The organism is Streptomyces sp. NPDC020996 (assembly GCF_040641355.1).
GTDB lineage: Bacteria > Actinomycetota > Actinomycetes > Streptomycetales > Streptomycetaceae > Streptomyces.
This window is the reverse complement of record NZ_JBFADM010000104.1, coordinates 1-18,993: the sequence shown is the minus strand read 5'-3', so window position 1 is coordinate 18,993 and position 18,993 is coordinate 1. Positions and strand designations below refer to the sequence as shown.

The following is an 18,993-nucleotide window of genomic DNA, read 5'->3' as shown; positions in this document are numbered from 1 at the left end:
TCTTCCTGTTCGTGCCGGTGAGGGGTTTCTGCCAGTGCTGGGCGCCCCAGCGGGAGGTGTAGGCGGGGTCGACGGCGACGATGGTGATGCCGAGTTCGGCGGCCATGCTGACGAGCCGGGTGCGCAGCCTGGCGACGGGCATGCCGGAGATGAGCTTGCGGAACTTCCTGCGGCAGCCGTGCTTCTCCCGGGTCTTCTCCGTAGTGAAGTCGAGGTCTTCGACCGCGATCGCGAGGCGGTGGCGTTCGGCCCAGTGCAGGAGCCGGGTGAGGGCGTGGCGGACCTTGGCGTCGCGGCGGGCGGTGGTGCCGGTCAGGTCGTAGAAGAAGCGGAGGGGTGCGCCGACGGGGTTGCCGTGGGTGTCCAGGCGCCAGGCGGCCAGGTGGTCGGCGTTGGTGTCGACGCCGATCAGCCCGTTGCGGGCCGAGGCCAGGGGCACGGTCTTGACCGGGGGGATCGTCCAGGAGTCGGTGAGGTACCAGCGCCCGCGTGCGGTGTCTTCGTGGATGCGGTAGGCGACGGCCCGGTTCGCCTGAATACGGTCGGCCCACTGCGCGCCCCGGTGCGCGAACGCCACTTTCGCGGCGAGCACGTACCGGCCGTGCGGGGCGTTGGCCAGATGTGCCAACGGGGCGGGGAGCTTGAGGGAGACCTCGCCGCCGGGTGTGACGCGGACGGTCTCGTTGCCGAAGCGCTTGCCGGACTCGCCGTCGGCCTGAAGGAACCGGCGCCCGGCCTGCCACCGGATGCGCCACTGCTCCTCGGTGAGCTGCGCGGCATCCAGGTGGTGGCGGGTGTTCAGCAGCCGCTTCCCGCCCCGCACCACACCCACCCGCCCGGCCTCCCAGTCCGCCCGGACCGCCTTCAGCCGGCCGGCGAGCACGTGCAGACGGCGTGACTTCGCATGCCACTCCCGCCTGCTGCGGTAGCCGCCCGGAGCCCGCTTCGTTCCCTTCTCCCCGACCGGCAGTGACAGCCGGTACGCGATCACGGCCACACCCGCCTGAAGCCTCTGGAGGTGCGTGAGCTGCCCGCGCCGGGCCAGCGCCCACTGATCATGCGTGGCCTTGGTGACCGACCCGGCCCAGCGGGAGGAAGACGCCCTCGTCAGGGCCCGCTTGCGCGCGGCCCACTGCTCGCTGTCATGGTCCAGCCCGGCCGCGCAGCGCGCCTTCAGGTCCCTCGAGGCGAGCGCGCCCAGATGGTCACCGACCAGACGAAGGACCCGCTCGTCCTCGGCGGTCAGGTGCTTGAGCCGGTCGCGGACCGCCACACCCGACGGGCCGGGGACGACGAACGGCGCGGCCAACTCCCGCAACCCACCCACCCCCGATCACCCCCACACCCACGCCGGCCAAGAGCCCGTCACCACGCTCAACGACCACCACCGGCAAAGGTCACACATTCGACCAGGGAACCTCCGTTCACTCCCAGGGGGATGCACGTGCCACAGCCCGGACTCACTCACGCACGCCAGAACACACCTGTGCGCAGTTGTCAGCCACCAGCAGTCCACAACCCCCCGGCCCCCGGCTCCCGGCAGTGCGACGGCGGCGCCGAGCCCGGTGCAAAGCCCCGGGAACGTCCGGAGCGCGGCGCCCCCCACAGGCGCCGCGCCCCGCCCCCCGCTCCCGGGGCCCCGCTCTCAGCGCCCCGCGCTCAGGCGGCCTCCACCGGCGGCAGCGAGCCGGTGCGCGCCGCCTTGCCGTACCAGTGCGCGCTCGACTTCGGCGTGCGGGCCAGCGTCGCGTAGTCGACGTACACCGCGCCGAAGCGCTTGCCGTAGCCGTACGCCCACTCGAAGTTGTCCATCAGGGACCACAGGAAGTAGCCGCGCACGTCCGCGCCGTCGGTGATCGCCCGGCGCACCGCAGCCAGGTGGCCGTGCAGGTAGGCGATCCGCTCCGGGTCGTGGACCCGGCCGTCCGAGTCGGGCTTGTCGTCGTAGGCCGCGCCGTTCTCCGTGATGTACAGCGGCAGGCCCGGCGCCTCCCGGGTGTAGCGCATGATCAGGTCGTGCAGACCCGTCGGGTCGATGGTCCAGCCCATCTCCGTGCGCTCGCCCGGCGTCTGGTGGAAGGCCACGTCGTCCGCGGCCGGCCAGGGCGAGTGGTCGCTGGCGCCGTGCCCGTCGGCGCGCGGGGTGCGCGCGTCGGCGTCCGTCGCGGACACCAGCGTCGGCGTGTAGTAGTTCAGGCCCAGCGCGTCCAGCGGCTGCTGGATCACGCGCAGGTCGCCGTCCAGGACGTACGACCAGTCGGTGACCGACGCGGTCGCCTCGAACAGGGTCTCGGGGTAGGCGCCGTGCAGGATCGGGCCGTGGAAGACGCCGTTGGCCAGGTCGTCGATCTTGCGGACCGCCGCCAGGTCGGCCGGGGTCTGCGACAGCGGCCGCACCACCGACGAGTTCAGGCTGATCGCGACCTGGTTGCGGGCCGGCATGACGGACCGCAGGGCCGTGGTGCCCAGGCCGTGCGCCAGGTTCAGGTGGTGCGCGGCCTTCAGCGCGGCCTCCGGCTCCGTACGGCCCGGCGCGTGCACACCCGAGCCGTAGCCCAGGAACGCGCTGCACCACGGCTCGTTCAGGGTGATCCACTGCTCCACCCGGTCGCCCAGCGCCTCGCCGACGATCTGGGCGTACTCGGCGAACCGGAACGCGGTGTCCCGCTCCGGCCAGCCGCCCGCGTCCTCCAGCTCCTGCGGCAGGTCCCAGTGGTAGAGGGTGACGGCCGGCTTGATGCCACGCTCGAGCAGCTCGTCCACCAGCCGCCGGTAGAAGTCCAGCCCCACCTGCACGGCCGGGCCCCGGCCGGTCGGCTGCACCCGCGACCAGGAGATCGAGAAACGGTAGGCGTTCAGGCCGAGATCGGCCATCATCGCCACGTCCTCGCGGTAGCGGTGGTAGTGGTCGACAGCGATGTCACCGTGCTCGCCGCCTGCCGTCTTGCCCGGCGTGTGGCTGAAGGTGTCCCAGATCGAGGGCGTACGGCCGTCCTCCCGAGCCGCCCCCTCGATCTGGTACGCGGAGGTCGCGGCGCCCCAGAGGAAGGCGGGAGGAAAGGTCACCGGGGTCGCCGGCGTTGCGGGCTCAGGCATAAAAGCGCTCCCAAAATGGTCGTGGAGACCGAAGGGTCGAAGGAAGAAGAGGAGAGGGGGCCGGGGCGGCGCTGACCCGGCTCCCGAGGACTCGGCGGCGCGTCAGCCCTTGATCGCGCCCTGCATGATGCCGCCCACGATCTGCTTGCCGAACAGCAGGAACGCGATGAGCAGCGGAAGCGTGCCGAGCAGGGCACCCGCCATGATCACCGCCTGGTCGGGGACGTACCCCGTACCCAGCGAGTTCAGGGCCACCTGCACGGTCGGGTTCTGCTGGTTCAGGGCGATGATCGGCCACAGGAAGTCGTTCCAGGCGAACACGAACGTCAGCAGACCCAGCACGGCCATCGCCGGCCGCGCCGCGGGGAAGACCACGTGCCACACGATCCGCAGGCTGCTCGCGCCGTCCACCCGCGCCGCCTCGATCAGCTCGCTCGGCAGCGCCTGCACCAGGTACTGCCGCATGAAGAACGTGCCGAAGGCGGTGACCAGCGTCGGCAGGATGACCGTCTGGAGCTGGTTCGACCAGCCGAGGTCCGACATCCACAGGTACAGCGGTACGACGGCCAGCTGCGGCGGGATCATCATCGTGCCGATCGTCAGCAGCAGCAGCACGCCGGAGAACTTGAACTTCAGCTTGGCGAAGGCGAACCCGGCGAGCGTGGAGAACAGCACGGTGCTGACGGTGATGGTGCCCGCCACGAGCGTGCTGTTGACCATGGCGGTGCCGAGTCCGGCCTCGTCCCACGCGGTCTGCAGGTTCTTGAACAGGTTCCCGCCGAACCACAGCGGCGGCGGCGTCTGCGCCAGCCGCTGGTCGGTGCGCGAGGCCGCGATCGCCGTCCACACCAGCGGGGCCAGCGAGACCAGCGCGAACACCGTCAGCACCACATAGGTGACCGGGCCGGCGTTCAGCTGCTTGCCCGCACCCATCATCCGGTGCCGGGACTTCCGGCCGCCGCTCTTCACCTTCGACTGAGGCAACGTCAGTTCACTAGCCGTCATGGGTCTTCCTCAGACGTCGGTTGATCAGCAGATTGACCCCGGCGACGATCAGCAGGATCAGGAACATCGACCAGGCGATCGCGGACGCCTTGCCGAGGTTGCCGATGATCCAGCCCTGGTCGTACATGTACAGGCCGAGCGTCTGGTACTGGTGCTCGGAGCCGCCCTTGGAACCGCTCACCCCGCCGAACAGCAGCGGCTCACCGAACAGCTGCGTGGCGCCGATCGTGGAGACGACCACCGTGAACAGGATCGTCGGCCGCAGCATCGGGATCGTCACGTGACGGAACTGCTCCCAGCGGCTGGCGCCGTCGATGGCCGCCGACTCGTACAGGTCGGTCGGGATCGCCTGCATCGCCGCCAGGTAGATCAGCGCGTTGTACCCGGTCCACCGCCAGATCACGATCGAGGACACCGCGAACTGCGAACCCCAGTCCGCCTCACGCCAGTTGACCGGATCGATGCCGATGAAGCCGAGCAGCCAGTTGACCAGGCCGCCGTCCCACGAGTACAGCAGCGTGAACACCAGGGTCGCCGCCGCCACCGAGGTGGCGTACGGAGTGAGCATCACGACCCGCCACGCGGTCGAGCCGCGCAGCTTGTAGTTCAGCATGTGCGCGAGCCCGATCGCCGCGAGCAGCTGCGGCACGGTGGAGATCACGCCGATGGTGAGCGTGTTCTTCAGCGCGTTCCAGAAGAAGTCCGAGGACAGCAGGTTCTTGTAGTTGTCCAGGCCGGCCCAGGTCTGCGTGTCGAGCGACGACAGCTGCACGTTGTGCAGCGAGTACCAGGCCGTGTACAGCAGCGGGACGAGCGAGAAGGCGCCGAAGATGATGAAGAAGGGGGCGATGAACGCGTACGGCGACGCCTTCATGTCCCAGCGGTACAGCCGGCTGCGCCAGGAGCCGGAGCCCCCGGACGGCGTACCACGACCGTGAGCGCCCCGGGCCGCGCCCGGCGTGATGCCGGGCGCGGCGTCGGCGCTCGTCGCGGGATGCGCGAGAGCCTGCTTGGAGCTGCTCACTGGCCGAGCACGTCCTTGATCTCGTTCTTCGCGGCGTCCCAGCCCTGCGAAGGCGACTTGCCCTTCTGCTCGACCTGGAGGATGCCGACGTCGGTGAGCGCGGTGTTGATCGGCTGGTCCTTGATGCCGAAGTACTGGACCGGGATGGTCTTCGCCGAGTCGGCGAAGATCTGGGTGATCGGCGCGTCGGAGAAGTACGAGGTGGTGTCGGCGGCCGGCTTCAGGCTCGCGTACGCCGACGGGGTCGACGGGAAGCTCGCCTGCTTGGCGAACACCTTCGCCTGCTGCTCGGGCGCGGTCAGCCACTTCGCCAGGGCGATGGCCTCCTTCTGGTGCTTGCCCGCCGTCGGCACGCCGATGAAGGAGCCGCCCCAGTTGGCCGCGGTCGGCGCCGCCGCCACGTCCCAGTTGCCCTTGCCGGCGTCACCCGACTTCTGCTCGATGTAGCCGATCATCCACGCCGGGCAGGCCACCGTCGCGAAGGTGCCGTTGGCGAAGCCTTGGTCCCACGGCTTGTCGAACTGCTTCAGCTTCGCCGACATGTTGCTGGTCGCCACGGTCATCGCGGCGGACCAGGCCTTCTTCACGCCGTCGGACTTCTCCCAGATGACGTTGCCGTCCTTGTCGTAGTACCGCTCGCTGCCGCCGCCCAGCGCCGCGTTGTACACGGAGGAGGCGGAGTCGACGTACTTCGTGCCGCTCGGCGCCTTCTTCATGTACTGCTTGCCGAGGTCGACGTACTTCGCCCAGTCGCCCTTCCAGGAAGCGGCGAGCTTGGTGCGGTCGGTCTCCAGGCCGGCCTTCTTGAACAGGTCCTTGCGGTAGCAGATCGCCATCGGGCCGATGTCGGTGCCGAGGCCGATCAGCTTGCCGTCCTTGGTGGTGGCCTGGGCGTTCTTCCAGTCCAGCCACTGCGACTTGTCGACCTCCTTGCCGAGGTCCACGAACTTGTCGGCCTGCGTCTGCACGGCCTCGGTGACGTTGCCGACCTCGATCGCCTGGATGTCGTCCGTGCCGGAGCCGGCCTGCAGGCGGGTGAGCACCTTGGGCCAGTACACGTCGGTCCTGGTGGTGACGTTCTCCTTGATGGAGATGTTCGGGTGCAGCTTCATGTACTCGTCGTACAGGCCGGCCTGCTTGTAGCCGAAGACACCGAAGGTGCCTATCGTCAGGGTGGTCTTGCCCTTGGCGTTACCACCACTGTTCGAGCCCGACGAGTCGTCGTCCGAGTCGTTGGCGCAGCCGGCCAGCAGGCCTGTGGTCAGCGCGGCGACGGCCGCAAAGGCCACCAGCCGGGTACTCGTACGCATGTGCGTCCTCCTGTTGCCTGACGTGCCGACCCCCCGGCCAACTGCACTGTTGGGCCCGTTTTTCTTGCTGCGGCTCGGGCGGGGAACGTGCGGGACATGTATGTGTCAGGTACCGTGGGAGCGCTCCCACAGGTGATGTGTTGAAGGTTCGTCGGTTCGGGCGGGGGTGTCAAGGGAGCGGACACGGCTATATCGCTTCGAGATGTTTCCTTCGCTGAATCCATGCCGTCGGTGCTCTGGACAGCGGTGCCGTCGACGTGGACGGCAGGGAGACGCGAACTCTTGCTCACTCGTCCGAGGGAGGTTGATCTGTTCGTATGCGACGTGCTGATCACGCGGATAGCCTCCATGGAGTGAAGCTGGTCGTGCAGGTCAAACTCATGCCTACACCCGCTCAGGCCACTGCCCTCGACGCGACCCTGCGCGCTTGCAACGAGGCCGCTTCCTGGGTTGCCGGGGTGGCGCTCGCAGCCAGGGATTTCACGACCTTCACCCTGCGCAAGCGCTGCTGCGCCGAGGTCAGGCATCGTTGGCGGCTGGGGGCCCAGGCCGCTCAGCACGTCATCAAGAAGACGGCCGACGCCTACACGGTGATGCGTGCCACTCTGAACGCACCCGCTTCCGTTAAGCGCTCCCGCAAGCGGACGGACGTGTCCCGGCCCGTGGCGTTCCGCCCGCAGTCGGCGCAGCCGTACGACGACCGCATGCTGTCCTGGCAGACGGCGACCCGCACGGTGTCCCTGTGGACGGTCGAAGGACGGCTCAAGCAGGTCGCCTTCACGGGCAGCCCCGGTCAGCTCGACATGCTCGCTCGGTACCGCAGAGGCGAGTCGGACCTTGTGAAACGGGACGGTGCCTTTCACCTGCACGCAGTCTGCGAGGTACCGGAAGCCGTGCTGAACACCGGGCCGGTGGACTTCCTCGGCGTGGACCTGGGGATCGTGAACATCGCCACCACCAGCGACGGCGAGATCATGTCGGGTCGGCAGCTGAACCGCTGCCGGGTGCGGGATCGTGCGTTGCGGAGCAAGCTGCTCCGTAGGAAGACCAAGTCCGCGAAGCGTCGTGCGCGGCGCCGGTGCCGCAAGGAAGCGCGGCGGACGCGGGACATCAATCACAAGATCGCGAAGAGGATCGTGGCCGAGGCTGAACGCCGCACCGGGCGCGGTGTCGGTCTGGAGGACCTGACCGGCATCCGTGGACGGGTACGGCTTGGCAAGCCACAACGGGCCACGCTCCGCACCTGGGCTTTCGCTCGGCTCAGAAGGCTCATCGCGTACAAGGCCCGTCCGGCCGGTGTGCCGGTGGTGTACGTCGATCCGGCGTACGCCTCGCGCACCTGTGCCGAGTGCGGGCACCTGGACAAGGCGAATCGGGTCTCCCAGGCCTGGTTCGCGTGCCGGGCCTGCGGATTCGTTGATCGCGCGGACCGGAATGCCTCCCGCGACATCCGTGCCCGGGCGTGGATGTCGCGGCGACGCGGGGCCCGGTCAGCGGCCCCTGCCGTCCCGGAACCGGGAACGGCTGGACGCGTGCGAGGCATCACCGCCAGTGGTGCCCGCGACGCAAGCCTCGGTCGCGCAGGCGACGGGCGGCTGACTTATCGGCCTGTCGACCGGCACTCGGTGGGGCTGTGTGGCGGCCCCGGCGACGGTCGTTCCGACGGACATGACTGTTAGATTCCAAGGCCAGCGTGATGATGACGGCGGGAAGGCGGCGAAGCCCATGGCAAGCCACGGAGTGCGGGGGCGCAGCGGCGGGCGGCCCACCCTCGAGGAGGTCGCCGCCCGCGCCGGTGTGGGCCGGGGCACGGTCTCCCGGGTGATCAACGGCTCGCCGCGGGTGAGTGAGGCGACGCGTGCCGCCGTCGAGGCGGCGGTCGCGGAGCTGGGCTACGTGCCGAACACGGCGGCCCGTGCGCTCGCCGCCAACCGGACCGACGCGATCGCCCTGGTCGTGCCCGAGCCGGAGACACGTTTCTTCGCCGAGCCGTACTTCTCCGACATGCTCAAGGGCGTCGGCGCCGCGTTGTCGGACACGGAGATGCAGCTTCTGCTGATATTCGCCGGCAGCGACCGCGAGCGCCGCCGGCTGGCGGAGTACCTGGCCGCGCACCGGGTGGACGGCGTCCTGCTGGTGTCGGTGCACGCGGACGACCCGCTGCCCGACATGCTGGCGCAACTGGAGATCCCGGCGGTGATCAGCGGTCCCCGGTCGGCCGCGGAGACGCTGACGTCGGTGGACTCGGACAACTACGGCGGCGGGCGCTCGGCCGTGGAGCACCTGCTGTCCCGCGGCCGCCGCAAGATCGCCCACATCACCGGCCGCCTCGACGTCTATGGTGCCCAGCGCCGTGTCGACGGCTACCGCGACGCCCTGCGCGACGCGGGGCAGGAGGTTGACGAGCGGCTGATCGAGCCGGGCGACTTCACGGAGGAGGGCGGCCGCCGGGCGATGACGAAGCTGCTGGCCCGCTCTCCGGACCTGGACGCCGTCTTCGCGGGCTCGGACGTCATGGCGGCCGGCGCCCGTCAGGTGCTGCGCGAGGAGGGCCGCCGCATCCCGGACGACGTGGCCCTGGTCGGTTACGACGACTCGGCCATAGCCCGCCACATGGACCCGCCGCTGACCAGTGTCCGCCAGCCCATCGCGGAGATGGGCCGCCGCATGATCGATCTCCTGATGTCGGAGATCGCCGACCGCCGCCCGGCCGTGTCGCGCGGCCTGGAGCGCCGCCAGATGGTCCTGGCGACGGAACTGGTACCGCGAGCGTCCTCCTGAACCGGCCCGGCCGCTGAGGATTGCGCGGGCGCGGGCGCGGGCGTGGGCGCGGGCGTGGTGGCGATGACGTGGCGGTCGCGGTGGCGGTGGCGGTGGGGATGGCGGTGTCAGGCGCGTAGGTCGAGGCGCCAGCGGGTCTCGCCGTCCTGTTCCTCGTCCGTCGGCGTCAGTCCGGCGGCTGTGGCGACGGCGGCGGAGGCCGCGTGGGCGGGGTGGATGTGGGCGATCACCGTGCGCGTGGAGCGCCGGCTCAGCCAGCCGACGAGGGCGCGGGCCGCCTCGCGGGCGTGGCCGCGGCCCTGCCAGGGGGCGCCGACGACCCAGGCGATCTCCGCGACCGGTCCGGTGACCGTGGCCTGGACGGTTCCCACCAGGCGGGCGTCAGCGCGGCTGTGCAGCACCCAGTTCAACCAGGAGACGGCCGGGTCGGGGGATCCGGCGACGAGACGTTCGTAGCGGGTCCGCAGGGCGTCGGGGGAGGCGGGGGAGCCGCCGGTGAAGGCGTGCAGGGCGGCGTCCGACAGCACGGCGGCCATCTCGTCGGCGTGGTCGACGCACAGCGGGAGAAGGTCGAGGCGGGGGGTGCTGATGACATCGGCGCGCACGAGGGCCTCCGGGAAACGAGTCAGCCGGTGACCCCGCTTCCGCGAGGTCACCGGCTGATGACTCAGGGTGAGTGACGGGACTCGAACCCGCGACATCCTGGACCACAACCAGGTGCTCTACCAGCTGAGCTACACCCACCATGACCGGAGGTTCAGATCTGTGGTTTCCCTGACCGGCCGAGAAAAAGTGTACAGGGTCCGAAGGGGTGCTCGCGCCCGGCTTTCGCGGCGCCCCTCCGGGCGGCCCCGGAAGGCCTACCGCCCAGGCAGGACGTGCTTCGCGGCGATCGCCTTGGCGGTGTCCGAGTCGGGGCCGGGCTGCGGCACGAAGATCGCCTCCCGGTAGTAGCGCAGCTCGGCGATCGACTCGCGGATGTCGGCGAGCGCGCGGTGGTTGCCGTTCTTCTCGGGGCTGTTGAAATACGCCCGCGGGTACCAGCGCCGGGCCAGCTCCTTTATGGAGGAGACGTCGACGATGCGGTAATGGAGGTAGTCCTCCAGCGTGGGCATGTCCCGCAGCAGGAAGCCGCGGTCGGTGCCGACGGAGTTCCCGCACAGCGGGGCCTTGCCGGGTTCCTTGACGTGTTCGCGGACGTACGTCAGGACCTGCTCCTCGGCGTCGGCCAGCGTCGTGCCGCCGGCGAGCTCGTTCAGCAGCCCGGACGCGGTGTGCATCTGACGCACCACCTCCGGCATCGTCTCCAGCGCCGAGTCCGGCGGGCGGATGACGATGTCCACGCCCTCGCCGAGCACGTTCAGCTCGGAGTCGGTGACGAGGGCGGCAACCTCGATGAGCGCGTCGTCCGACAGCGAGAGGCCGGTCATCTCGCAGTCGATCCACACCATGCGATCGTTCATGCGACCACCCTAAAGCTGACGTCCGGCTTTGGGACGCCCGGTGCCGGTGCCGGTGCCGACACCGACGCCGGGGCAGAGCCGGGGCGGGGGCGGGACCGGCCACGCACGCCGGACGGGCGGGACGGGTACCGGCTGTGGACGCCGGACGGGCGGAGCGGGTCCGTCCGTCCGGCGTCGCCGGATCAGGTGCCGCTGCGCTGTCCCGGAACGGCCGCCCGGGCCGCGAGGTAGGCGTCGCGGCCGTTGTCGGACGCGGACGCCGCCGCGTACGCCGAGGCCGGTGACGGCGCCGGGCCGATCGCGCTCGCCGCGGTGCGGCGGGTCTGCGGCGGCACCGGCCCCTCCGGGTGCAGCGCCAGCGCCGGTCCGGGGGCGCCGACGGGTGCCGCCGGGCCCTCCGGCTCGACCGGCCGCTCGCTCTGCGGCCGCCGGGCCCGGTACGCCGCCCGGTACGCGGCCGGGGACGAGCCCAACTGCCGGCGGAAGTGGCCGCGCAGGGCCACCGGGGAGCGGAAGCCGCAGCGGCCGGCCACCTCGTCCACCGAGTAGTCCGAAGTCTCCAGCAGGCGCTGCGCCTGCAGCACGCGCTGGGTGATCAGCCACTGCAGGGGAGCGCTCCCGGTGAGTGAGCGGAAGCGGCGGTCGAAGGTGCGCCGGCTCATGTAGGCGCGCGCCGCGAGGGTCTCCACGTCGAACTGCTCGTGGAGGTGCTCCAGCGCCCAGGCGACGACCTCGGCGAGCGGGTCGGCACCGATCTCCTCGGGTAAAGAACGGTCCAGGTAGCGCTCCTGGCCCCCTGTCCGGCGCGGCGGGACGACCAGCCGGCGGGCGAGCGCGCCGGCCGCCTCGTTGCCGTGGTCGGTCCGCACGATGTGCAGGCACAGGTCGATTCCGGCCGCGGTGCCGGCCGAGGTGAGCACGTCCCCGTCGTCGACGAAGAGTTCTCTCGGATCGACGTGGACCGACGGGTAGCGCTTGGCCAGCGTCGGTGCGTACATCCAGTGTGTGGTCGCCGGGCGGCCGTCCAGCAGGCCGGCCGCGGCGAGGACGAAGGCGCCGGTGCACAGCCCGACGATCCGGGCGCCCTCCTCGTGGGCCCGGCGCAGCGCGTCGAGCGCCTCCTCCGGCGGCGGCGAGGTGATCGAGCGCCAGGCCGGCACGACGACCGTGCCCGCGCGTGAGATCGCCTCCAGCCCGTGTGGCGCGGTCAGTTCCAGGCCCCCTGTGGTCCGCAGCGGGCCTTCCTCACCGGCCGCCACCAACAGGCGGTAGCGCGGTACGCCGGCGTCCTGGCGGTCAATCCCGAACACCGACAGCGGAATGGAACTCTCGAAAATGGGGCCGCCGCTGAACAGCAGCACCGCGACGATCTCCTTGCGGCGTCGCCCGGAAAGCTTCCGGGCCGCGGCTTCCGGCGCGGCAGTGGAGTCGTGGCTCATCCTGCTAAGCCCCCCTCGGTGGTCGCGGCTCCTCGGTTGTGTCGCTCCTGCACGTTTCCCCTCGGTCCTGCACGAGTCCCCCGCCGTAAGACGTCAAGATCGAATCTACTGTGTCCCGTGGTGCCGGGGTGACCGACTTCGGCAACCGGCACATTGTCGACATGGCAACTTGGCGTGAAGCATTCGATCACGAAGCGTTGCACTCGTGGGCCGTGCAGGGAAGTGCGCCTCGTGGCGGTGGCCAATCCGCATAGGGTGCGTGGGGCCCTCGACCCCCTGTCCGTGCAGGTGGAACGGGGGTTGGGGGGTGCTCGGGCCAAAGGGCGCACGGTGTCCAGAAGTTGGCTGAAAAGATGCGCTTGCGTGCGCGGAAACCGGTCAGCCGACCGGTGTATTTCCCTCGGTGTGACGTCCGCCTCGGTGTGGGCCCGGTCCGGCCCCGTGACGGCGGCCGCGGTGCGGGGCCCGCGCACCGGCCGGCGGCCGGGCCGGGCCGCGCTCCGAACGGCGCAGCAGCAGGCGGCAGCCGGCCGTGACGGCGGCGCCGGCGAGGGAGGTGCCGCACCACAGGAGGACGACCGGGACCAGGACGCAGCTGAAGGCCGCCCAGCGGACGAGGCCGGTCGCGGAGTCCGGGGGAGGGGCGCTCCGGCGGGGTCGGCCGGGAGTACGGTGCGGTACGGCCATGCGTGTGCTCCCTGGGACGGCGGTCACCGGGTTCAACGCCTGTTCGACCGGGCGGTCACTGTACGCCTCGGCCGGGCGGGCGGCACGGACACCTGAACCCCGGGCGAACCGCCTGTACATCGCAGCAACCATTGCGTAACGGGCGCACCCTCGTGCATGCTCCCTGGAACCCCTGCCGGGTCGTGGGCGGGGTCTGGGCTAAGGAGGCGTGCCGCCGTACCCTTGGGGGTATGGGGTTGGGAAGATGATTCCCGGACACAGCTCCGCCGCACACTGTCGTCCCACCCGATCAAGGATCACAACGCCGAGACAGCCATGGCCGGTCACGAATTCTTCGAACCCGCGGACCGCAAGCGGCCGGTCGCCGACCCCACGGCGGCCGATCCCCTGGCGGCGGAAGAGCCACGCCATTCCTGCGATCCCGCCTTCAAGCACGGCGTCGTCGTGGGATTCGACGGCTCGACCTCCAGCGAGCGCGCCCTCGCGTACGCCGTCGGCATGGCCCACCGCTCCGGCTCGGGCCTGATCATCGTCCACGTCGCCAACCGGCTGCCCACCACGGTGTGGGCGGGCTGCGAGCCGCCGGTCTTCGTCGACGTGCCAGACCACCGCACCGAGGTGCTCGGGCTGGAGCTGGCCTGTGCCGACCATCTCGCCGAGGTTCCCTGGATCCTGGTCGAGCGCGGCGGCGACATCTGCCACGAGCTCGAGGAGGTCGGGCGGGAGTACGAGGCGGACGCGATCGTCGTCGGCTCCACGCACGGCATCGTGGGGCGCATGTTCGGCTCCGTCGCGGGGCGGCTGGCCAAGCGGGCGCGACGGCCCGTGGTGGTCATCCCGTAGCTCCCGCAGTCCCGTTGCTCCCGTAGGCCCGCAGCTCCCGTTGCCCCCGCAGCTCCCGTTGCCCCCGCAGCTCCCGCAGTCCCATTGCTCCCGCGGACCTCGGGGTCGCCGTCTCACGCACCGTCAACTCCCCCGCGCGCGGCTCGAATCTACTGGCGCGTAGGGGTGTCCACGCTTTTGCACAGGGCATATATCGCTCACGTACCCGTGTTCGACGGGCTGCCGGCCGGGGTGTGACGGCCGCCGGCCGAGGCAGCCGAGGGCCGGGAGCCGAGGGGCGTGGCGGCCCCGGCCGTTGAGAGGAGCGACCCCCTGTGCGGGTGGCACACAGGGGGTCGTTCGGCCCGCGGGCGGCGGGCGCCGGGCGGTTCTACGCCGCCGTCTCCACCCGCCGTCTCCGCTCCGCCGGCTCTACTCCACCGTCACGGACTTGGCGAGGTTGCGCGGCTTGTCGATGTCCCGGCCCAGGGACAAGGCCGTGTGGTAGGCGAGGAGTTGGAGGGGGATGCCCATCAGGATCGGGTCCAGCTCGTCCTCGTTCTTCGGGACCACGATCGTCTGGTCGGCCTTCTCCTGGTGCTGGTGGGCCACCGCCAGGATGCGGCCGCTGCGGGCCTTGATCTCCTCCATGGCCGCGCGGTTCTTCTCCAGCAGGTCGTCGTCGGGGACGATGGCGACCGTCGGCAGGGCGGGCTCGATCAGGGCCAGCGGGCCGTGCTTGAGCTCGGAGGCCGGGTAGGCCTCGGCGTGGATGTAGGAGACCTCCTTCAGCTTCAGCGAGGCCTCGCGGGCCACCGGGTAACCCCGGACGCGGCCGATGAAGAGCATCGAGCGGGCGTCGGCGAACTGCTCGGCCAGCTTCTTGATCTCCTCCTCCTGCTCCATGATCTCGGAGATCTGCGCGGGCAGCCGGCGCAGACCCTCGATGATCCGCTTGCCGTCGCGGACGGAGAGGTCGCGGGTGCGGCCCAGGTGCAGCGCGAGCAGCGCGAAGGCGACCGTGGTGTTGGTGAAGCACTTGGTGGACACCACGCACACCTCGGGCCCGGCGTGCACGTAGATGCCGCCGTCGGCCTCGCGGGCGATCGCGGAGCCGACCACGTTGACCACGCCCAGCACCCGTGCGCCCTTGCGCTTGAGCTCCTGCACGGCGGCCAGGACGTCGTAGGTCTCGCCGGACTGGGAGACGGCGATGTAGAGGGTGTCGGGGTCCACCACGGCGTTGCGGTAGCGGAACTCGGAGGCCGGCTCGGCGTCGGCGGGGATGCGGGCCAGCTCCTCGATCATCTGGGCGCCGATCATGCCCGCGTGGTAGGAGGTGCCGCAGCCGAGGATCTTCACGCGGCGGATCTGGCGCGCCTCGCGGGCGTCCAGGTTCAGGCCGCCGAGGTGCACGGTGGAGAAGCGGTCGTCGATCCGGCCGCGCAGCACGCGGTCCACGGCCTCGGCCTGCTCGTGGATCTCCTTGTGCATGTAGGTGTCGTGGCCGCCCATGTCGTACGACGCCGCCTCCCACTCCACGGTGGTCGGCTCGGCCGTGGTGCGGGTGCCCTCGGTGGTGTAGGTGCGGAAGTCGTCGGCCTTGAGGGTGGCCATCTCGCCGTCGTCCAGCGTGACTATCTGCCGGGTGTGGGCGACCAGGGCGGCGATGTCGGAGGCGACGAACATCTCCTTCTCGCCGATGCCGAGGACGACCGGGGAGCCGTTGCGGGCCACCACGATGCGGTCGGGGAAGTCGGCGTGCATCACGGCGATGCCGTAGGTGCCCTCGATGACCCGCAGGGTCTCGCGGACCTTCTCCTCCAGCTTCTCGGCCTGGGAGCGCGCGATGAGGTGGACGAGGACCTCGGTGTCGGTCTCGGAGAGGAACTCCACGCCGTCCGCCTCCAGCTTGCGGCGCAGGTCGGAGGCGTTGTCGATGATGCCGTTGTGGACGACGGCGACCTTGCCCTCGGCGTCCAGGTGCGGGTGGGCGTTGACGTCGGAGGGGGCGCCGTGGGTGGCCCAGCGGGTGTGGGCGATGCCGGTGGTGCCCTTGAAACGCGCCGGGACCTTGGCCTCCAGGTCGCGGACCCGGCCCTTGGCCTTGACCATCTTCAGTCCGGCCGTCTTCGGGGACGTGACGACGATGCCCGCCGAGTCGTAGCCGCGGTACTCCAGCCGCTGCAGGCCCTCGAGCAGCAGCGGGGCGACGTCACGCTTCCCGATGTATCCGACAATTCCGCACATGGAAGATGTGTCCCTCAGCCGTAGACGATGCGGCGCAGCTGCCGGAGCGTGAGCTCCGGAGGTGCCACCGCCCGGTATTTCAGGTCCGCCTCGATCCGTTCGAAGATCGTCGAGTTCACCAGGCCCTGGGCCTGCAGCTCGCGGTGGCGGCGACGGACGTACTGCTCGGTCGTCTCGTCGAAGTAGGCGAGCACGTCCTGGATCACTCGCAGTGCCTCGCCCCGGCTCAGGGGCGTGGTCCGCGTCAGGTGATCTACGAGTTCGTCGTGCACCGGTAGATCATGGAGCACCGGAGGCGGTTTCGCAAGAATCCTGCCCGATTTCGGGCAACGGGCTGTTGAAACACTTATGGGAGGCTGTTCGCGCTTCGTCCATCCCCTGGCCCGTCGCTCGTCGCCCGGGGCGACGAGTTTCAGTCGCCATGGACATTCCTCGCATGGGAGTACCGGAGCGGCTCGCCGCCCGCATGAGCATGGCCGAACAGCACGAATACCTGCGCGCACGGTTCTCGCGGCGCACCCTGGTGAGAGGCGGCGCCGTGACCCTGGGCGCCGTCGTGGGCGGCGCGTTCGTGCCGGGTGCCGTCGCGCAGGCCGCGGTGCCCACGCAGGGCACCGCCTCCGCCACCGAGACGGTCGACGGCGCCCTCGTCGCCCCCTTCGGCCGCCACCTCGCCTACGGCAACGACCCACGCACGGAGATGACGGTCTCCTGGCAGGTGCCGGTCGCAGTGAAGAACCCGTTCATCCGGATCGGCGCCCACCCCTGGGACCTCTCCCGGAAGATCGAGGCCGAGGTCCGCACCCTCTACACCCCGGCCGGCGTCGGCGCGAGCGGCGACCGCACGCAGTACTACCTGCACGCCAGGCTCACCCGCCTGCGCCCCGGCCGCACGTACTACTACGGCGTCGGCCACCAGGGCTTCGAGCCGGCCGAGCCGCACCTGACCGGCACCCTCGGCACGTTCACCACCGCCCCCGCCCACAAGACGCCGTTCACCTTCACCGCCTTCGGCGACCAGGGCGTCAGCTACCACGCCCTGGCCAACGACAGCCTGATCCTCGGCCAGAACCCGGTCTTCCACCTGCACGCCGGCGACATCGCCTACGGCGACCCGGCCGGCCAGGGCAAGACCACCGACACCGGCTTCGACTCGCGCACCTGGGACCAGTTCCTGTACCAGACCGAGTCGGTCGCCAAGTCCGTCCCGTGGATGGTCAGTTACGGCAACCACGACATGGAGGCCTGGTACTCGCCCAACGGCTACGGCGGCGAGGAGGCCCGCTTCACCCTGCCCGACAACGGGCCGGACAAGACCCGCCTGCCGGGCGTGTACTCCTTCGTCTACGGCAACACGGCGGTCATCTCGCTGGACCCCAACGACGTCTCCTACGAGATCCCGGCCAACCTCGGCATCTCCGGCGGCACCCAGACCACGTGGTTCGAGGCGCAGCTGAAGAAGCTCCGGGCCAGGGACGACATCGACTTCGTCATCGTCTTCTTCCACCACTGTGCGTACTGCACGTCCACCGCGCACGCCTCCGAGGGCGGCGTACGGCAGGAGTGGGTGCCGCTGTTCGAGAAGTACACGGTGGACCTGGTCATCAACGGCCACAACCACCAGTACGAGCGCACCGACGTCATCAAGGGCGACAAGGTCGTCAAGAAGCTGCCGATCGGCGAGACGGCCTACCCGGAGACCGAGGGCGTCGTCTACGTCACCGCGGGTGCGGCGGGCCGCAGCCTGTACGCGTTCAGCGCGCCCGACTCCTACGAGGGGCACCTGAACGAGGTCGACTCGGTGGCCTCTTTCGTCAACACCAAGGACGGCAAGGTCAACGAGACCGTCGCCTGGTCCCGGGTGCGTTACCTCAACTACTCCTTCCTGCGCGTGGACGTACAGCCCGCGCCGAAGGGCCACTGGACCACGCTGAAGGTCCAGGGCATCGCCGAGACCGGCGACCGCGTCGACCACTTCACGGTGGCGCGCAAGGCCAAGTAGGAATCCGTGTGCGCCCCGGGCGGGGCGCGGGCGGCGGGCGGTTCTCACATGCGCTTGAGGACCGCCTGCTTGGCCAGGGCGAACTCCTCGTCCGTGAGGACCCCCGCGCGGTGCAGGTCGCCCAGCTCGCGCAGCCGCCGCAGCAGCGCGTCGTGGTCGTCCTCGCGGGCCGGCCCGGCCGGTCCGGGCGGCTCGGGGAGCTGCGGGCGCGGCGGTTCCGGCTCCGGCGCGGCCGCCTTCGACGGGTGCGGCAGCCGGGCCTGCACGGCCGCCGCGACCAGCGCCATCAGCGGGTCCTTCTTGAAACCCCACAGCTCGACGGCGTTGGGGTCGTACTTGGGCGGCGCCTCGGTCGCCGCGTCCTTCACGGTGAAGCGCAGATGCCCGTTCTCCAGGCCGACGGCCGGCTGCCACTCCACGGCGGCGATGTCGGTCACGGCCAGGGTGCGGGCGCCGGCGGCGGCCTTGGCGTCCTCCGTCTTCCAGTTCCACTCCAGGCGGACCCGCTCGCCGTCGAAGCTCGCGGTGCCGTCCCCGGCGGAGACCGACAGCGGGACCGACGGTCCGGACAGCAGGAACTCGGTCACCGGGCCGGCCGGAACCTGGTCCAGCAGCAGCGCGCCGCGGACCTCGTCCGTGAAGTACTCGGCGACGCCGTGACGGTCGGGCTCGACGATCAGCTGGTAGGGGTCGTGGGGTTCGGTCAGCCGGCCGCCGGTCGCGTGCAGCAGCGGGTCGGCGCCGTCCCGCAGGCGCAGTCGCAGCCGGCCCGCACGCTTGCCCTGCTCGAACGAGATCCCGGCCAACGCGCCCAGCGGTACGACGAGTTCACCGAGCGCCTGGCGCAGCAGGCTGACGCTCTTGTCGCGTCCCGGAGTCAGCCGGAGGGCGTCGCCGTCGAACGCCCAGGTGCCGTCCTTCTGCAGGATTTCCGCCATGGGGGGATTGTCGCACCGGTTCCCCGGGAGGGTGGTCCGCACCGATCCGGGCGACCGGCGCGGCGGGCACCCCGCGGACCGTGCCGCGTCGTGACGACCGCGGTGAGCGTCCTTCCTACCGCCGTGACGACCGCGGCGACCGCGGTGACCGTCCGTCGTTCCCTCGTGACGACCGT

General features: G+C 70.6%; 16 protein-coding genes and 1 tRNA gene. 4 read left to right on the top strand and 13 right to left on the bottom strand.

What is annotated here, in order from left to right; all coding sequences use genetic code 11:
• The 5 genes from AB0G63_RS37575 to AB0G63_RS37555 form a co-directional block, all read right to left on the bottom strand.
• The coding region (locus AB0G63_RS37575) for an IS200/IS605 family accessory protein TnpB-related protein (protein WP_360759896.1) at positions 1 to 1,327 on the bottom strand (1,327 nt) is incomplete at its 3' end.
• A 332-nt stretch (positions 1,328 to 1,659) separates the two neighbouring features.
• Complete coding sequence (locus AB0G63_RS37570) at positions 1,660 to 3,096, bottom strand: GH1 family beta-glucosidase (RefSeq protein WP_360759893.1); 1,437 nt, start codon at positions 3,094 to 3,096, stop codon at positions 1,660 to 1,662.
• Positions 3,097 to 3,198: 102 nt separating this feature from the next.
• Positions 3,199 to 4,101 carry a carbohydrate ABC transporter permease gene (locus tag AB0G63_RS37565; RefSeq protein ID WP_360759890.1) on the bottom strand — a complete coding sequence of 301 codons (903 nt, stop codon included), beginning with the start codon at positions 4,099 to 4,101 and terminating at the stop codon, positions 3,199 to 3,201.
• Positions 4,091 to 5,125: a sugar ABC transporter permease gene (locus tag AB0G63_RS37560; RefSeq protein WP_360759887.1), complete on the bottom strand. Its 1,035-nt coding sequence runs from the start codon at positions 5,123 to 5,125 to the stop codon at positions 4,091 to 4,093. The genes AB0G63_RS37565 and AB0G63_RS37560 overlap by 11 nt, the downstream gene beginning before the upstream one ends.
• Positions 5,122 to 6,435, bottom strand: a complete 1,314-nt coding sequence (locus AB0G63_RS37555; RefSeq protein WP_360759884.1) for an ABC transporter substrate-binding protein — start codon at positions 6,433 to 6,435, stop codon at positions 5,122 to 5,124. The genes AB0G63_RS37560 and AB0G63_RS37555 overlap by 4 nt, the downstream gene beginning before the upstream one ends.
• Positions 6,436 to 6,788: 353 nt before the next feature.
• On the opposite strand from AB0G63_RS37555, the gene AB0G63_RS37550 reads away from it, so the two are divergent.
• Positions 6,789 to 8,114 carry a transposase gene (locus AB0G63_RS37550; protein ID WP_360759881.1) on the top strand — a complete coding sequence of 442 codons (1,326 nt, stop codon included), beginning with the start codon at positions 6,789 to 6,791 and terminating at the stop codon, positions 8,112 to 8,114.
• Positions 8,115 to 8,160: 46 nt separating this feature from the next.
• Positions 8,161 to 9,216 (top strand): LacI family DNA-binding transcriptional regulator, encoded by a 1,056-nt coding sequence (locus tag AB0G63_RS37545; RefSeq protein ID WP_360759878.1) that lies wholly within the window; start codon positions 8,161 to 8,163, stop codon positions 9,214 to 9,216.
• A 107-nt stretch (positions 9,217 to 9,323) separates the two neighbouring features.
• On the opposite strand, the gene AB0G63_RS37540 is transcribed toward AB0G63_RS37545, so the two are convergent.
• The 5 genes from AB0G63_RS37540 to AB0G63_RS37520 form a co-directional block, all read right to left on the bottom strand.
• Positions 9,324 to 9,821, bottom strand: a complete 498-nt coding sequence (locus tag AB0G63_RS37540; RefSeq protein WP_360759875.1) for a GNAT family N-acetyltransferase — start codon at positions 9,819 to 9,821, stop codon at positions 9,324 to 9,326.
• A gap of 66 nt (positions 9,822 to 9,887) precedes the next feature.
• A tRNA-His gene (locus tag AB0G63_RS37535) sits at positions 9,888 to 9,960 on the bottom strand.
• A gap of 116 nt (positions 9,961 to 10,076) precedes the next feature.
• Positions 10,077 to 10,679, bottom strand: coding sequence for an oligoribonuclease (orn, locus tag AB0G63_RS37530; RefSeq protein WP_360759873.1), 603 nt, complete (start codon positions 10,677 to 10,679; stop codon positions 10,077 to 10,079).
• A gap of 182 nt (positions 10,680 to 10,861) precedes the next feature.
• Positions 10,862 to 12,118 (bottom strand): helix-turn-helix domain-containing protein, encoded by a 1,257-nt coding sequence (locus AB0G63_RS37525; RefSeq protein WP_360759870.1) that lies wholly within the window; start codon positions 12,116 to 12,118, stop codon positions 10,862 to 10,864.
• 378 nt (positions 12,119 to 12,496) lie between these two features.
• Entirely contained in the window at positions 12,497 to 12,805 is a 309-nt protein-coding gene (locus AB0G63_RS37520) for a hypothetical protein (RefSeq protein WP_360759868.1), read from the bottom strand.
• Positions 12,806 to 13,120: 315 nt separating this feature from the next.
• Here AB0G63_RS37520 and AB0G63_RS37515 point away from each other — a divergent pair, with 315 nt between their 5' ends.
• Positions 13,121 to 13,648 (top strand): universal stress protein, encoded by a 528-nt coding sequence (locus AB0G63_RS37515; protein WP_360759866.1) that lies wholly within the window; start codon positions 13,121 to 13,123, stop codon positions 13,646 to 13,648.
• A gap of 411 nt (positions 13,649 to 14,059) precedes the next feature.
• Here the strand turns inward: AB0G63_RS37515 and glmS are convergent, their stop codons facing one another.
• Positions 14,060 to 15,877: a glutamine--fructose-6-phosphate transaminase (isomerizing) gene (gene glmS, locus AB0G63_RS37510; RefSeq protein ID WP_360759863.1), complete on the bottom strand. Its 1,818-nt coding sequence runs from the start codon at positions 15,875 to 15,877 to the stop codon at positions 14,060 to 14,062.
• A 14-nt stretch (positions 15,878 to 15,891) separates the two neighbouring features.
• The gene (locus tag AB0G63_RS37505; RefSeq protein ID WP_324784019.1) at positions 15,892 to 16,149 is read right to left on the bottom strand and encodes a hypothetical protein; all 258 of its coding nucleotides are present in this window, start codon (positions 16,147 to 16,149) and stop codon (positions 15,892 to 15,894) included.
• Between the two features lie 164 nt (positions 16,150 to 16,313).
• Between AB0G63_RS37505 and AB0G63_RS37500 the strand changes: the two genes are divergently transcribed.
• A complete protein-coding gene (locus AB0G63_RS37500; protein WP_360759861.1) occupies positions 16,314 to 17,879 on the top strand; it encodes a metallophosphoesterase family protein in 1,566 nt (521 codons plus the stop codon).
• Positions 17,880 to 17,923: 44 nt separating this feature from the next.
• Here the strand turns inward: AB0G63_RS37500 and AB0G63_RS37495 are convergent, their stop codons facing one another.
• On the bottom strand, positions 17,924 to 18,817 hold the full coding sequence (locus tag AB0G63_RS37495; protein ID WP_360759858.1) for a DUF4429 domain-containing protein: 894 nt from the start codon (positions 18,815 to 18,817) through the stop codon (positions 17,924 to 17,926).
• Positions 18,818 to 18,993 lie beyond the last annotated feature (176 nt).